General features: G+C 65.6%; 11 protein-coding genes. 6 read left to right on the top strand and 5 right to left on the bottom strand.

Going from position 1 to position 13,471, the window contains the following annotated elements; translation table 11 throughout:
* Nucleotides 1-59: 59 nt before the first annotated feature.
* Nucleotides 60-509, bottom strand: a complete 450-nt coding sequence (locus NS365_RS21295) for a GatB/YqeY domain-containing protein (RefSeq protein ID WP_058602301.1) — start codon at nt 507-509, stop codon at nt 60-62.
* A 439-nt stretch (nt 510-948) separates the two neighbouring features.
* Between NS365_RS21295 and carA the strand changes: the two genes are divergently transcribed.
* The gene (carA, locus tag NS365_RS21290; protein ID WP_058602300.1) at nt 949-2,136 is read left to right on the top strand and encodes a glutamine-hydrolyzing carbamoyl-phosphate synthase small subunit; all 1,188 of its coding nucleotides are present in this window, start codon (nt 949-951) and stop codon (nt 2,134-2,136) included.
* Between the two features lie 98 nt (nt 2,137-2,234).
* Here carA and NS365_RS24625 read toward each other — a convergent pair whose 3' ends face one another.
* Nucleotides 2,235-2,372: a hypothetical protein gene (locus NS365_RS24625; RefSeq protein WP_193753500.1), complete on the bottom strand. Its 138-nt coding sequence runs from the start codon at nt 2,370-2,372 to the stop codon at nt 2,235-2,237.
* A 225-nt stretch (nt 2,373-2,597) separates the two neighbouring features.
* On the opposite strand from NS365_RS24625, the gene NS365_RS21285 reads away from it, so the two are divergent.
* The 5 genes from NS365_RS21285 (at nt 2,598) to NS365_RS21265 (ending at nt 8,797) form a co-directional block, all read left to right on the top strand.
* Nucleotides 2,598-2,855, top strand: coding sequence for a helix-turn-helix domain-containing protein (locus NS365_RS21285; RefSeq protein WP_244498523.1), 258 nt, complete (start codon nt 2,598-2,600; stop codon nt 2,853-2,855).
* A gap of 154 nt (nt 2,856-3,009) precedes the next feature.
* Nucleotides 3,010-6,441 carry a carbamoyl-phosphate synthase large subunit gene (gene carB / locus NS365_RS21280; RefSeq protein WP_058602299.1) on the top strand — a complete coding sequence of 1,144 codons (3,432 nt, stop codon included), beginning with the start codon at nt 3,010-3,012 and terminating at the stop codon, nt 6,439-6,441.
* A 154-nt stretch (nt 6,442-6,595) separates the two neighbouring features.
* Nucleotides 6,596-7,069 (top strand): transcription elongation factor GreA, encoded by a 474-nt coding sequence (greA, locus tag NS365_RS21275; protein WP_058602298.1) that lies wholly within the window; start codon nt 6,596-6,598, stop codon nt 7,067-7,069.
* Nucleotides 7,070-7,220: 151 nt separating this feature from the next.
* Nucleotides 7,221-7,667, top strand: coding sequence for an HD domain-containing protein (locus NS365_RS21270; protein WP_058602311.1), 447 nt, complete (start codon nt 7,221-7,223; stop codon nt 7,665-7,667).
* A 53-nt stretch (nt 7,668-7,720) separates the two neighbouring features.
* On the top strand, nt 7,721-8,797 hold the full coding sequence (locus tag NS365_RS21265) for a glycosyltransferase family 4 protein (RefSeq protein ID WP_058602297.1): 1,077 nt from the start codon (nt 7,721-7,723) through the stop codon (nt 8,795-8,797).
* Here the strand turns inward: NS365_RS21265 and NS365_RS21260 are convergent.
* The 3 genes from NS365_RS21260 to NS365_RS21250 all read right to left on the bottom strand — a co-directional run bounded on the left by NS365_RS21260 (nt 8,794) and on the right by NS365_RS21250 (nt 12,958).
* The gene (locus NS365_RS21260) at nt 8,794-9,576 is read right to left on the bottom strand and encodes a glycosyltransferase family 25 protein (RefSeq protein ID WP_058602296.1); all 783 of its coding nucleotides are present in this window, start codon (nt 9,574-9,576) and stop codon (nt 8,794-8,796) included. The genes NS365_RS21265 and NS365_RS21260 overlap by 4 nt on opposite strands.
* Nucleotides 9,576-10,973 carry a TrkH family potassium uptake protein gene (locus NS365_RS21255; protein WP_153003887.1) on the bottom strand — a complete coding sequence of 466 codons (1,398 nt, stop codon included), beginning with the start codon at nt 10,971-10,973 and terminating at the stop codon, nt 9,576-9,578. The genes NS365_RS21260 and NS365_RS21255 overlap by 1 nt, the downstream gene beginning before the upstream one ends.
* Nucleotides 10,974-11,152: 179 nt before the next feature.
* Nucleotides 11,153-12,958 (bottom strand): ABC transporter ATP-binding protein, encoded by a 1,806-nt coding sequence (locus NS365_RS21250; RefSeq protein WP_058602294.1) that lies wholly within the window; start codon nt 12,956-12,958, stop codon nt 11,153-11,155.
* Nucleotides 12,959-13,471: the final 513 nt, after the last annotated feature.

Raw genomic sequence — 13,471 nt, 5'->3', positions numbered from 1 at the left:
GACAGCCCGCCAATTGGCGGAGCGCGAGGCCTGACGCCCGCGCAACAAGCTCGCTCGCTTCAGCTCAGGAGCGAGCGGACGACGCCGGAGGCCTGCGTCAGGTCGACCTTGCCATCGTAGCGTTCCTTCAACGCGCCGAGGCAGCGGCCGACATCGCGCAGACCCTTGGAGCCGGTGTCGCTGACGGCCTGTTTGCAAGCCTGCACCATTTCCACCACCGGCAGCGGGGCGGGCAGGAAGGCGCGGATCAGTTCGGCATCCGCGCGCTCGCGGGCCGCATCCTCGTTCCGGCCCTTTTCGGCCAGATCATTGGCGGTGCGCTCGCGCTGCTCCACCAGAAGCGAGAGAATGCAGGCGATGTCGCTATCGGGAACCTTGTCTCTGCCGGCCATGCGGCTGGCGGCGTCGCGATCGCGGATCGCGGCGGTGATGAGGCGAAGAAGGCAGCCTCGCCGTTTGTCGCCGGCAGCGCTGGCGTCCTGAAGGGCGGCTGCGATCTGTTCACGCATACGCATCTGTCCTATGTGCGCCCGACGCGGGCAAGCCGCGACCGGTGCGATTAGGCTGATAGGCCCACGCCGAATGGGCTACCATCCTAGTTCGAGAAACTGACCTGAAGGTAAAGGCGATCGGAGCGGCGCGGAGATCGCTGTAGCCTCGGCTGGCCGTAGCGTCATCATCCTGTCGTGGTCCATGAGCTAGATAGCCAGACTGGCCAGCCTGACACATGCACTCTCCGATCCGTGGCGAGGGCGCAGGGTCCGACCTGCGCCGCCGATTTCATAATGCATTAAGTTTTGATCGGTGCGTTTGCAAGGGGATAGCCCTGTTCTCCACCGACAAGAGGGTTGCGTTCGCGCCCCATTAGGGCAATAGAAACGTTCCGGAAGGGCTCGGCCGCGACGCGCGGCCTCGACAAGCCCGATGGATCCCGAACGGAGAGACCCGATGAGCAGCGCGAACTGGCCGCAGAGGAAACCGACTGCCTTGTTGGTGCTCGCCGACGGAACCGTGATCGAAGGCGACGGAATCGGTGCCGAAGGCGAAGCGCTAGGCGAAGTCTGCTTCAACACCTCACTGACGGGCTATCAGGAAATCCTGACCGACCCGTCCTACGCCAAGCAGATCGTCACCTTCACCTTCCCCCATATCGGCAATGTCGGCGCGAACGACGAGGACGTCGAGGATCTCGTTCCCGACAACGCCATCGGCGCGGTCGGCGCGATCTTCCGTGCCGAAGTGTCGGCCCCCTCGAACTATCGCTCGGCCGGCGGCCTCGACGCCTGGCTGAAGAAGCGCGGCGTGGTGGCGCTGTCGGGCGTGGACACGCGCGCCCTCACCGCTCTGATCCGCGAGAAGGGGATGCCCAATGCCGTGATCGCCCACCGGGCGGATGGCGTGTTCGACGTCGAGGCGCTCAAGCGCAAGGCGGCGGAATGGACCGGCCTCGTCGGCCTGGACCTCGCCAAGGACGCCGCGACGCCAGCCGAGGAAGTCTGGACCGAAGGCCCCTGGGTGTGGAACGCCGGCTATGGCAGCCATTCCGAGCCGAACTACACGATCGTCGCGATCGACTACGGCGCCAAGCGCAACATCCTGCGCCTTATGTCGGGCCACGGCGCGCGCGTCGTGATCGTGCCGGCGACCACCAGCGCGGACGACATCCTGAAGCACCAGCCGGACGGCATCTTCCTCTCCAACGGACCAGGCGATCCGGCGGCGACAGGCGAATATGCCGTGCCGGTGATCCGCGAGCTGGCGAAGTCCGGCATTCCGATGTTCGGCATCTGCCTGGGGCACCAGCTTCTGGCGCTGGCGCTAGGCGGGCGCACCGAGAAGATGCACCAGGGCCATCACGGCGCGAACCATCCGGTGAAGGATTTCACGACCGGCAAGGTCGAGATCGTATCGATGAACCACGGCTTCGCGGTGGACCCGGCCTCGCTGCCCGAGAGCGTCGAGCAAACGCATATCTCCCTGTTCGACGGCACGAATTGCGGCTTGCGCGTCAAGGGCGCGCCGGTCTTCTCCGTGCAACATCACCCTGAGGCCTCCCCCGGCCCGCAGGACTCGCATTATCTCTTCCAGCGCTTCTTCCAGATGATCCACGATCATCGGGGCGCCAAAGCCGCCTGATCGCGACATCAGCTTCGTCATATGAAAAAGGCGCCGGTGATCTCACCGGCGCCTTTAATCGTTCTGCTCACCTATTCGACACGAACAGAACGCGCTCGTCATGCGAGATGAAGCACTCGCATCAGACGACGCCAGACGGCGCTGACGCCGCAGCTGAAGGTCGCATGACGATGCAGGTCGTCACGCCCCCGGTCGGCTCCGCAGGCGGAGCGGCTCACAATCAGATCGGCCAACATGGCATGTTCCTTTCCTCGAGATGGATCAGCGTTCGATGGCGCACACCGCCACAACCCTCGCTTCCACTCCCCATTAAGTACGCACAATGTGCGCCTCGACAAGAGGGCAAATCCGCACGATGTGCACATTTCATTGCATCTGAGGGGAAGTTTGCTAGGACGCCGGGCGGGGCGTTGCGTCAGCTTGCGCCGCCGAGTTTAAGCGAGGCTGAACAGGAGAGAACCATGGGCGCGCAGATGGATTCGGACGGATTTCGCCAATGGCGGCGCGACATGGGGCTCAAGCAGAAAGATGCCGCGGACCGGCTCGGCCTGAAGAAGCGGGTCATTCAATATTACGAGAAGGGCGACCGGGACGGAAAGCGCGTCGAGATTCCGCGCACGGTGGAACTGGCCTGTTTCGCCCTGTCGCTCGGCCGCGAGCATTATGACGGCCGCACGTTGCCGCGCTCGGCGGCCGACCTCGCCAAGCCCTCCCGTTAACGGCGATCAAGGAATCGACTGAAAAGGCCGTTTGTCCCTTTCACCTTGTGCCGGTATTGCCTATAAGCCGGCCTTGACCTTGAATTTGAACGCGCACACACCCCGGCCGCTTGCGGCGCGGGGTGTCGGCGCACGATGAACAGACGGATGAGCCATGCCCAAGCGCCAAGATATCAAAACCATCCTGATCGTCGGCGCCGGTCCCATCATCATCGGACAGGCTTGCGAATTCGACTATTCCGGCACGCAGGCCTGCAAGGCGCTTCGTGAGGAAGGCTACCGGATCGTCCTGGTCAATTCGAACCCGGCGACGATCATGACCGATCCCGATCTCGCCGACGCCACCTATATCGAGCCGATCACACCCGAAGTCGTCGCGAAGATCATCGCCAAGGAGCGCCCCGACGCGATCCTGCCGACCATGGGCGGCCAGACCGCGCTCAACACCGCGCTGTCGCTCAAGCGAATGGGCGTTCTCGACAAGTACAATGTCGAGATGATCGGCGCCGACGCCACCGCCATCGACAAGGCCGAGGATCGCGCGCTGTTCCGCGAGGCCATGGCCAAGATCGGCCTCGAAACGCCCAAGAGCTATCTCGCCAACGCAACGGAAGCGAAGGGCGCCGACCGCCTCGCGCACGAGGAGAAGCGCGCGGCGCTGATCCGCGAGACCGTGGACGGCCCCGAGCGCGACGAGGCCCTGCAGGCGCTGGAAAACGAGTGGAATCTCGGCGAGACCGAGCGTAAGCAGCGCTACATGGCGCGCGCCATGGGCGCGGCGGCCGAAGCGCTGGAGCATGTCGGCCTGCCCGCCATCATCCGCCCGTCCTTCACCATGGGCGGCACGGGCGGCGGCATCGCCTACAACCGCTCGGAATTCTTCGAGATCATCGAAGGCGGTCTCGACGCCTCCCCCACCACCGAAGTTCTCATCGAAGAGAGCGTTCTCGGCTGGAAGGAATACGAGATGGAAGTCGTCCGCGATAAGGCGGACAATTGCATCATCGTCTGCTCCATCGAGAACGTCGATCCGATGGGCGTTCACACGGGCGACTCGATCACCGTCGCCCCCGCCCTCACGCTGACCGACAAAGAATATCAGGTCATGCGCAACGCCTCGATCGCGGTTCTGCGCGAGATCGGCGTCGAGACAGGCGGCTCCAACGTCCAGTTCGCGGTGAACCCCGAGAACGGCCGTCTGGTCGTCATCGAGATGAACCCGCGCGTCTCGCGCTCCTCCGCGCTGGCGTCCAAGGCCACCGGCTTCCCGATCGCCAAGATCGCGGCCAAGCTCGCGGTCGGCTACACGCTGGACGAACTCAAGAACGACATCACGGGCGGCGCGACGCCGGCCTCGTTTGAGCCGACGATCGACTATGTCGTCACGAAGATCCCGCGTTTTGCCTTCGAGAAGTTCCCCGGCGCATCTCCGGTCCTGACCACCGCCATGAAGTCGGTCGGCGAGGTGATGGCGATCGGCCGCACCTTCGAGGAATCCCTCCAGAAGGCGCTGCGCGGCCTCGAAACCGGCCTCGACGGCTTGGACGAGATCGTGATCCCCGGCCTCGGCGAAGGCGACGACAAGAACGCCATCCGTGCCGCGCTCGGCACGCCGACGCCCGATCGCCTGCGCATGGTGGCGCAGGCCCTGCGTGAGGGCGCCACCAAGGAGCAGGTCCATCGCTCCTCCAAGATCGATCCCTGGTTCATCGACCGGTTCAAGGCGATCATCGACCTGGAAGCCAAGATCAAGACGGCCGGTCTGCCCGAGGACGCGGAGAACCTGCGCTTCCTGAAGTCGGTCGGCTTCTCCGACGCGCGCCTTGCCAAGCTCGCCGGCCGGAGCGAAGCCGAGGTTCAGGCGCTGCGCGAGCGTCTCGACGTGCATCCCGTCTTCAAGCGCATCGACACCTGCGCCGCCGAATTCGCCTCCCCGACGCCCTACATGTATTCGACCTATGAGCGGCCCTTCGCGGGCGAGCTGCGCTCGGAAGCCGGCGTGTCGGACCGAAAGAAGGTCGTCATCCTCGGCGGCGGTCCGAACCGGATCGGCCAAGGCATCGAGTTCGACTATTGCTGCTGCCACGCCGCCTTCGCGCTGCGCGACGCCGGCCTCGAAGCCATCATGATCAACTGCAACCCCGAAACGGTCTCGACCGATTACGACACGTCCGATCGTCTCTATTTCGAGCCGCTGACGGCCGAGGACGTGCTCGAAATCCTGCGCGTCGAGAAGTCGAAGGGCACGCTGCACGGCGTCATCGTCCAGTTCGGCGGCCAGACTCCGCTCAAGCTCGCCAATGCGCTGGAAGAAGCCGGCATCCCGATCCTCGGGACCTCGCCCGACGCGATCGATCTCGCCGAAGATCGCGACCGCTTCCAGAAGCTCCTGCACGACCTGAACCTGCGCCAGCCCAACAACGGCATCGCGCGCTCGGTCGAGGAAGCGCGCGTCATCGTGGAGCGCATCGGCTATCCCGTCGTCATCCGCCCGTCCTACGTGCTGGGCGGACGCGCGATGGAGATCGTGCGCGGCGACACGCAGTTCGAGCGCTACATGAAGGAAGCCGTGGTCGTCTCCGGCAAGTCGCCGGTCCTGATCGACAGCTACCTGTCGGACGCGACGGAAGTGGACGTCGACTGCCTCTGCGACGGCACGGACACGTTCGTCGCCGGCATCATGGAGCATATCGAGGAAGCTGGCATCCATTCGGGCGACTCGGCCTGTTCGCTGCCGGTCCACTCGCTGTCGCGCGCCATCACCGACGAGCTGGAGCGTCAGACCCGCGACATGGCGCTGGCTCTCAAGGTCGGCGGCCTGATGAACGTGCAGTTCGCCATCAAGGGCGACGAGATCTACGTTCTCGAAGTGAACCCGCGCGCGTCGCGCACCGTGCCGTTCGTGGCCAAGACCATCGGCTCGCCGGTCGCCAAGATCGCCGCGCGCATCATGGCGGGCGAGACGCTGGAAAGCGCTTTCGCTTCCTATGGCGGCAAGCCGGATGTGAAGAACCTCAAGCACATCGCGGTCAAGGAAGCCGTCTTCCCCTTCGCGCGCTTCCCCGGTGTCGACACGCTGCTAGGCCCCGAGATGCGCTCGACGGGCGAGGTGATGGGTCTCGACAAGGGCTACGCTCTGGCCTTCGCCAAGGCCCAGCTCGGCGCCTCGGTCGATTTGCCGCGCGATGGCACGATGTTCGTGTCCGTGCGCGACGGCGATAAGGCGAAGATGCTGCCGACCGTCAAGCGTATGGTGGAGCTGGGCTTCCGCGTCTCGGCCACCGAGGGCACCCATCGCTTCCTCGCCGAGAACGGCGTCGTGGCCGAGAAGGTGAACAAGGTGCTGGAAGGGCGTCCGCATATCGAGGACGCGATCCGCAACCGTCAGGTACAGATCGTCCTGAACACGACGGAAGGCGCCAAGGCGCTGTCCGACTCGCGTTCGCTGCGCCGCGCGGCCCTGATGCACAAGGTGCCCTACTTCACCACGCTGGCCGGAATGGAAGCCGCCGCGCAGGCGATCGCGGCGCTGAAAGCCGGAAGCCTTGAAGTCCGCTCGCTTCAGTCTTATTTTGAAGCCGCTTGAGTTACGGGCGAACGTCGCTAAGTTCGTTTGATCATGAATGACCGGTCGGCTGGCATCCCTCGGGAAGCCGGCCGGCTTTTTAATTCCGGCAGGCGCCGGACGATGCGAGACGATCCGGCGAGCGCCGGGTGTCCGAAAAGCAAGGGTAGATGGCATGGAAAAAGTGCCGATGACTGTCGGCGGTTTCGAGGCTCTCAAGGAAGAGCTGCGCCGCCGCCAGCAGGAAGAACGCCCCCGGATTATCACCGCGATCTCGGAAGCGCGGGCGCATGGCGACCTGTCCGAGAACGCCGAATATCACTCCGCCAAGGAAGCCCAGAGCCTCAACGAGGGGCGCATCGGCGAGCTGGAGGATCTCACCGCACGGGCCGAGGTCATCGACGTTTCCAAGCTTTCCGGCGACAGGATCAAGTTCGGCGCCACCGTGAAGCTCGTGGACGAAGACACGGAAGAAGAGAAGGTCTATCAGATTGTCGGCGATGCCGAGGCCGATGTGAAACAGGGCCGCATCTCCATCTCGTCGCCCATCGCGCGCGCGCTGATCGGGAAGAGCGAGGGTGACACGGTCGAGGTCGCGGCCCCCGGTGGAGCCCGCTCCTACGAGATCATCGAGCTGCGCTGGGTCTGAGCCCTCGGCCGGCCGGGATTGGCCGGTTTCTCCTTGCAAATCCTTGCTGATGCCGCTCGGCTTTCATAGCCTCGCGGCCCAGCGGGAACGAACCATACCTCGCCGGCCTCGCGCCGGCGAATTGTCAAACAGACTTTGAGTGCCTTTCATCATGCCGACGTCTCTTCTCGAAAAGGCCGAGGCGATCGCCTCGGTCGCACATGAAGGCCAGACCGACAAGCGCGGTCGGCCCTTTCTGGCCCATCTTCGCCGCGTCGCGGGCTGCGTCTGTGGCGAGGACGAGCGCATCGTCGCCCTGCTTCACGACGTGGTCGAAAAAGGCCCCGGCTGGACACTGGACGCGCTGGCCGCCAAGGGTTTCTCGCCCGAGATCGTCGCCGCCGTGGACGCACTGACGCGCCGCGAGGGTGAGCGGGAGGAAGAGTTCGTCGCCCGCGCCGTCGCGCTGCCGCTTGCCCGCGCGGTCAAGCGCGCCGACCTCAAGGACAATCTGGAAAGCGCCCGGCAGTTCATGACCGGCCCAGAAGCCGAGCAGCGTGTCGCACGCTACGAGGCCGAGTTGCGCATTCTCGATGACGCCATCCAGGCCGCCGCGTGACATGGACGTCTAGGAACCGGGGACAGACCCCTGCGGCGGAAAGCCGACGCGGAATGTCTGATCCCGGCTCCGAACCTGGCGGCTCGATCCGCCGGGTCGAGGTCATCGCGCCCAACTTCAAGCGCCGACTGTCCGGCGTGACCTCCACCATTATCCAGCTCGTTCCCGAACAGGCACGCTCGCTCGGCATTCGCGCGCTCGGCCCCGGTCTCCCCGCTCATCTCCCCAAGCTCAGCTGGCTCGCCCTGCCCGGCCTCTGGCAAAAACCGAACGGCCGGCCCTTCCGCATCTGGCATGCCCGCCGCAACGTGGAAATGCTGCCGGGCATCCTCCTGCGCGATGTCCTGCGAATGCCGCTGCGCCTCGTCTTCACCTCCGCCTCGCAGCGTCGGCACACAGCCTATACGCGCTGGCTCATTGCGCGCATGGACGCGGTGATCGCCACGAGTTCGCGCACATCGGCCTATCTCGGCGTTCCGAGCAAGGTCGTCACCCATGGGATCGACCAGACGCGCTTTCGCCCCGCAGAGAGCCGCGAGACAGCGCGGGCCGCGCTCGGGCTGGAGCCCTCGCTTCGCACGCTTGGCTGCTTCGGCCGCGTGCGCCGGCAGAAGGGCACGGATCTCTTCGTTGAGGCGATGATCGGCCTCCTGCCCCATCACCCCGGCTGGCAGGCCATCGTCGCCGGGCGCGCCACGGCGGAGCACCACGGTTTCGAGGCAGAGCTTCGACAACGTGTCGAGGCCGCCGGCCTCACATCCCGCATTCTCTTCGTCGGCGAACATCGCGACATCGAGCGCTGGTATCAGGCGCTGGACCTCTTCGTCGCCCCGCAGCGCTGGGAGGGTTTCGGCCTCACGCCGCTGGAGGCTATGTCCACCGGCGTTCCGGTGGTCGCCGCCGATGTCGGCGTCTTCTCCGACGTGGTGACGCCCGAGACCGGCACGATCTTCCCACCCGGAGACCTGCCCGCGCTGATCGCGGCCTGCGAGAGGTGGATGGCGGATGACACGGCGCGCGAGGCTGCGGTCGGCGCCGCGCTCGCCAAGGCCCGCGCCGAGTTTCCCCTCTCGCGCGAGGCGGAGGCGATCAACGCCGTTTATGAGCGGCTGTGGCGCGAAGGCCGTTAACGGAAATCCTCGTCGCGCAAATCCGTCCTGCGATAGGTCGCGGGGCCGAGACGGCGGAGATGCTGCCCCGCGAGCCTGATCTGCGTCGCGATCCGCCGGGCGCGGAACGGGAGATTGGCGAGGGTCAGCGGCAAGTGGCCGCGCGGGGCTTGGATCGAGGTGGCAGCATCGATCGGCGCGCCGCCGCTCCGCCGCTCCCAAAGATGCGCCTGAATGGCCAGCGCAGGCTCGACCTGCCACGCGTTCAGGCCGGAGAGTCCATGAAGAAAGGCGTCCACCGGGGCCGCGCCCCGCTCGGCACGCGCCAGCAGCTTGCGCGCGCCCGCTGGCCAGAGAAGATAGGCCGCCGAACCCGACTTGTCGCGAAAGACGCGCCGCACGGCGAGCCCTGGCCCCAAGCCCGAAGCCTGCCGCGCCACGAAGCGCTGCCGCTCGAAACTCTCCAGATTGAGAAACTCCGCTCCGGCGAAAGCCGTCAAGCTTGGCAAGGCCGAAGGGAGCTGACGCGAAAGGATCGCATCATCCTCCAAGACAAGCATCGGCCCCCGCCCCTCCGTCACCTCCCGCCAAAGCATATGATGCGACAGGAAGCAGCCGAGTTCGGCGCGCGTCAGGGGACGTTCCCAGCGCCCGTTCAGCCGCGCGGCCAGCGCCTCCTCGATCTCCCCCGCCTCCACCGCGCGCACCCGCTCGAAGGCGAGTCCCAGCTTGTCGCCCTGCGCCTCCATGAAGGCGCGGCGTTCGGTGGCGCGGTCGAGATTGATGAAGGCGATGCGCATCAATCCCTCCAGAAGCTCGGCGACAGAAGCACGAGCACGGTGACGAGTTCGAGACGGCCGATCAGCATCATGAAGGAGAGGATCCAGAGCGCCGGTGCCGGCAGGAAGGAGAAGTTGCCGGCGGGGCCGATCAACTGGCCGAAGCCGGGGCCGACATTGCCGACCGCCGTCAGCGAAGCGGAGAACGCGGTGAGAAGGTCCAGCCCGCAGATCGACAGCGCGGTCGTGCCGACCAGCAGCGACAGGAAGAACAGGAAGATGAAGATCGTCACGCTTTGAAGCGTTTCGAGCGAGATGTCGTCATGCCCGTATTTCAGCCGCTGCACCGAATGAGGCCGCAGCACGCGCCGGAAATTGGCCCGGACTAACGCATAGAGAATGATGATGCGGTTGACCTTGATGCCGCCCGCCGTCGAGCCCGCGCAGCCGCCGATGAACATGGCAAAGAAGAAAATGCCGATCGCGGCATTCGACCAGAGCGTGAAATCCTCCGACACGAAGCCCGTCGTCGTGATGACCGAGACGAGATTGAAGGCCGACGAGATCAGGGCCTCCTTGATCGACACATTGTTGATGACGATCCGCGTGGCCGCCAGCACGAGCGTCAGCACGAGGCAGATCACGAGGAACAGGCCGATCTGCGGATCGCGCCAGCGCTGAAAGCGGCGCGGCAGGAACAGCCTGATGTAAAGCACGAAGGGCAAGGCCCCCAAAATCATGAAGACGGTCGCGACCATCAGGATCGCATCGGACTGGTAGAAGCCGAGCGACTCGTCATGGGTGGAGAAACCGCCCGTCGCCAGCGTCGACATGGCATGGTTCACCGCGTCGAAGAGCGGCATGCCGCAGACGTGATAGAGAATGGCGCAGAGCAGCGTCAGCGAGACATAGACCCCCACGATCCCTGCCGAAAGCTGGCTCACGCGCGGCAGGAGCTTGCCGGAGCGATCCGAGCTTTCGAGATGGAACAGCGCCATGCCGCCGACGCGCAGCGAGGGAAAGATCAGAAGCGCCATTCCGATGATCCCGATGCCGCCGAGAAAACTCAGGAGCGAGCGCCAGAGGAGCAGTCCGCGCGGCAAGGCGTCGAGGCCCGAGATCGTGGTCGCTCCTGTGGTCGTCAGCCCGGAGACCGACTCGAACAGGGCCGCGGCAAAACCCAGTTGCGGCAGGGCGAAATAGATCGGGATCGTGCCGATCAGACTGCCCGTGCTCCAGATCACCGTGACCAGCAGGAAGCCGAGACGAGGGCTCGGACGGAAGGGCTCGCCGCGCGTCGCGACCGCGATCAGCGTGCAGATGGCCGCGATCACCACCGCCGAGCCGACGAAGACGATCCAGTCCCGGTTCGAGTCGATCACGTCCACCAGGGCGGGGAGCAGCATGGCGCCCGCCAGAACCAGACCGAAGATCGAGGCGACATGCGCGATGGTCCTGAAGATGACGCGGTCCCCCGAAAGCTTCGACGCCCGCCGCCTCCCCTTGCCGCGCGCCCGATGGTGGTCGTTCTACAAGTTGAGACCCAGCCCGGCAACAAAGCGGGCGGGCCTCATATGAGACCCGCCCGCCTCGATTCTTATCCGGCGTCGCGCAGCATGGGCGTTTCGCCCTGCCGCTCCGCCAGCCGGCGATAGGTACCGCCGGGCAGGCGCATGAGCTTTTCATGCGGCCCGTCCTCCACGATCCGCCCGCGCTCGAACACGAGAATGCGGTCGAGCGCGCGCACCGTGGACAGGCGGTGGGCGATGACGAGCGCCGTGCGCCCGACCATCAAGCGCTCCATCGCCTCCTGGATCAGGCGCTCCGATTCCGAATCCAGCGCCGAGGTCGCCTCGTCGAGGATCAGGATCGGCGCATCCGCCAGGAAGGCACGGGCGAGAGCCACGCGCTGACGCTCGCCGCCCGAGAGCTTGACGCCGCGCTCCCCCACCATGGTCTCATAGCCCTGCGGCAGGCGCTGGATGAACTCGGCGGCATGGGCGAGCTCCGCCGCAGCCTCGATCTCCTTGCGCGTGGCATCCGGCCGGCCATAGGCGATGTTCTCGCGCAGCGTCCGGTGGAACAGGATCGATTCCTGCGGCACGATGGCGATCTGCCGCCGAAGCGATTCCTGCGTGAGCGCGGCGACGCTCTGCCCGTCGATGCGAATGGCGCCATCCGAGATGTCGTGCAGGCGCTGCACGAGCTTGACGAAGGTCGTCTTGCCCGAGCCGGAATGCCCGACCAGCCCCACCCGCTCACCGGCCCGGATCGTCACGTCCAGCCCGTCATAGAGCGGGGTGCCATGCGCGCCGTAATGGAAGCGCACACGCTCGAAGCGAATCTCGCCGCCCCTGACCACGAGTGGCCTCGCATCCGCCGCGTCGGCGATTTCGGGCACGAGATCATGGAGGTCCACCAGTTCCTCCATCTCGTTCACCGACTTCTGCAGGTTGTTCACATGCATGCCGATGTCGCGGAGATAGCCGTGGACCACGAAATAGGTGGTCAGGACATAGGTGATGTCGCCCGGACTTGCCTGCCCCCGCCACCAGAGCCAGAGCGCCACGCCCGCGATCGACACGCGCACCAGCCAAAGCACGGTAGTCTGCACCGTGCCGGACCAAGTGTGCCGCATCCAGGTGCGCTGCGTCTCGCGCTGCCACTCGCCCAATGCCCCCGACAGGCGTTCGTCCTCCCGCCGCTCGGCCCCGAAGGCCTTGACGACGGCGTTGCAAGCGAGCGCATCGGCCAGGACGCCGCCGACCCGCGTGTCCATCTTGTTGGAAACGCGCGAGGCCGGCGCGACATAGCGCACGGACAGAAGCACGGTCATCGAGACATAAGCGACCGCGCCGAGCGCCATGACGAGACCCATCAGCGGCCATTGCAGGGCCATGAGCGCCACCGTGCCGACGAGCACCACGGCGGACGGCAGGAGCGCCAGCAGAAGGACGTCATGCAGGAGATCCAGCGCCCACATGCCGCGCGTGATCTGGCGCACCACCGAGCCGGAAAAGCTGTTGGCGTGCCAATCGGTCGAGAAGCGCTGCACGCGCCCGAACGCGCCCTCCGACACGCGCCGCATGATACCAAGCGTCATCGGCACGACGGACGCCCAGGCCCAGTGCCGAAACACGAGAAACACGAAGCCGAGCGCGGCCATGGCGCCGAGCGCACGAAGCCCCTGGCCCAGCGCGTCATCGCGCGAGAGATTGGTGGAGGCCACGGCATCCACCAGCCGCCCGGCGAAGAAGGGCACGAAAATATCGGCGAGCGTCGCCACAGTGATGGCGAGCCCGACCGTCCAGGCCAGACGGCGCTCGGACCGCCAGTTGCGCATCGTGAAACGAAGAACGGTGCGGATCGCGTCGCCGCGATCGCGTTCGGAAGAAAGAGTCATGGCGTTCCGGCGCGCAAAGCGTCGCCGTCTCCTCGGGTGGCCGCGTCAGGGCGCGACGGAAATCGGGGAAAGCGTCAGGTCCGCAGGGGACACAACACGGATGGACAGCCTGTGGCGGGGATCAGACCCGGGACGAAGCTGAAGCCGGGCGAAGCGTCGAAGGATGGCGACGGGCCCCGGCGGGGGAAACGAACATATCACAGATCATGAACTCTCCCCTTTCCAGTGTTGAAAGCTTGGCAAGCGTAGCGAGACGAATCGTCACCGTCCAGTCGGATTCGTCGAAGCGCGCCCGGTGTGGCAGGCAGGACACAACCTGATGGCCTGCCGATGCAAGCTGGAAACGAAACCGGGTCTCGCTCAGCCTGCCTGATCTCGCCGATTTGATGCCGGAAGGGATCATCCGGCGATGCGTTCGAGCGTAAACAGCCGGAAAACAAGATTTGGGGGGTCCAGTTGGCGGCTCTTTCGGTTGTCGCCGCAACAAGCCTCCCGTATTGATTGAGGGACGAG

Origin of the sequence: Aureimonas ureilytica (assembly GCF_001475935.1) — a bacterium.
Lineage (GTDB): Bacteria > Pseudomonadota > Alphaproteobacteria > Rhizobiales > Rhizobiaceae > Aureimonas > Aureimonas ureilytica_A.
Note: the sequence above shows the minus strand (reverse complement) of the source record. Positions and strands in the feature narration are given on the sequence as shown.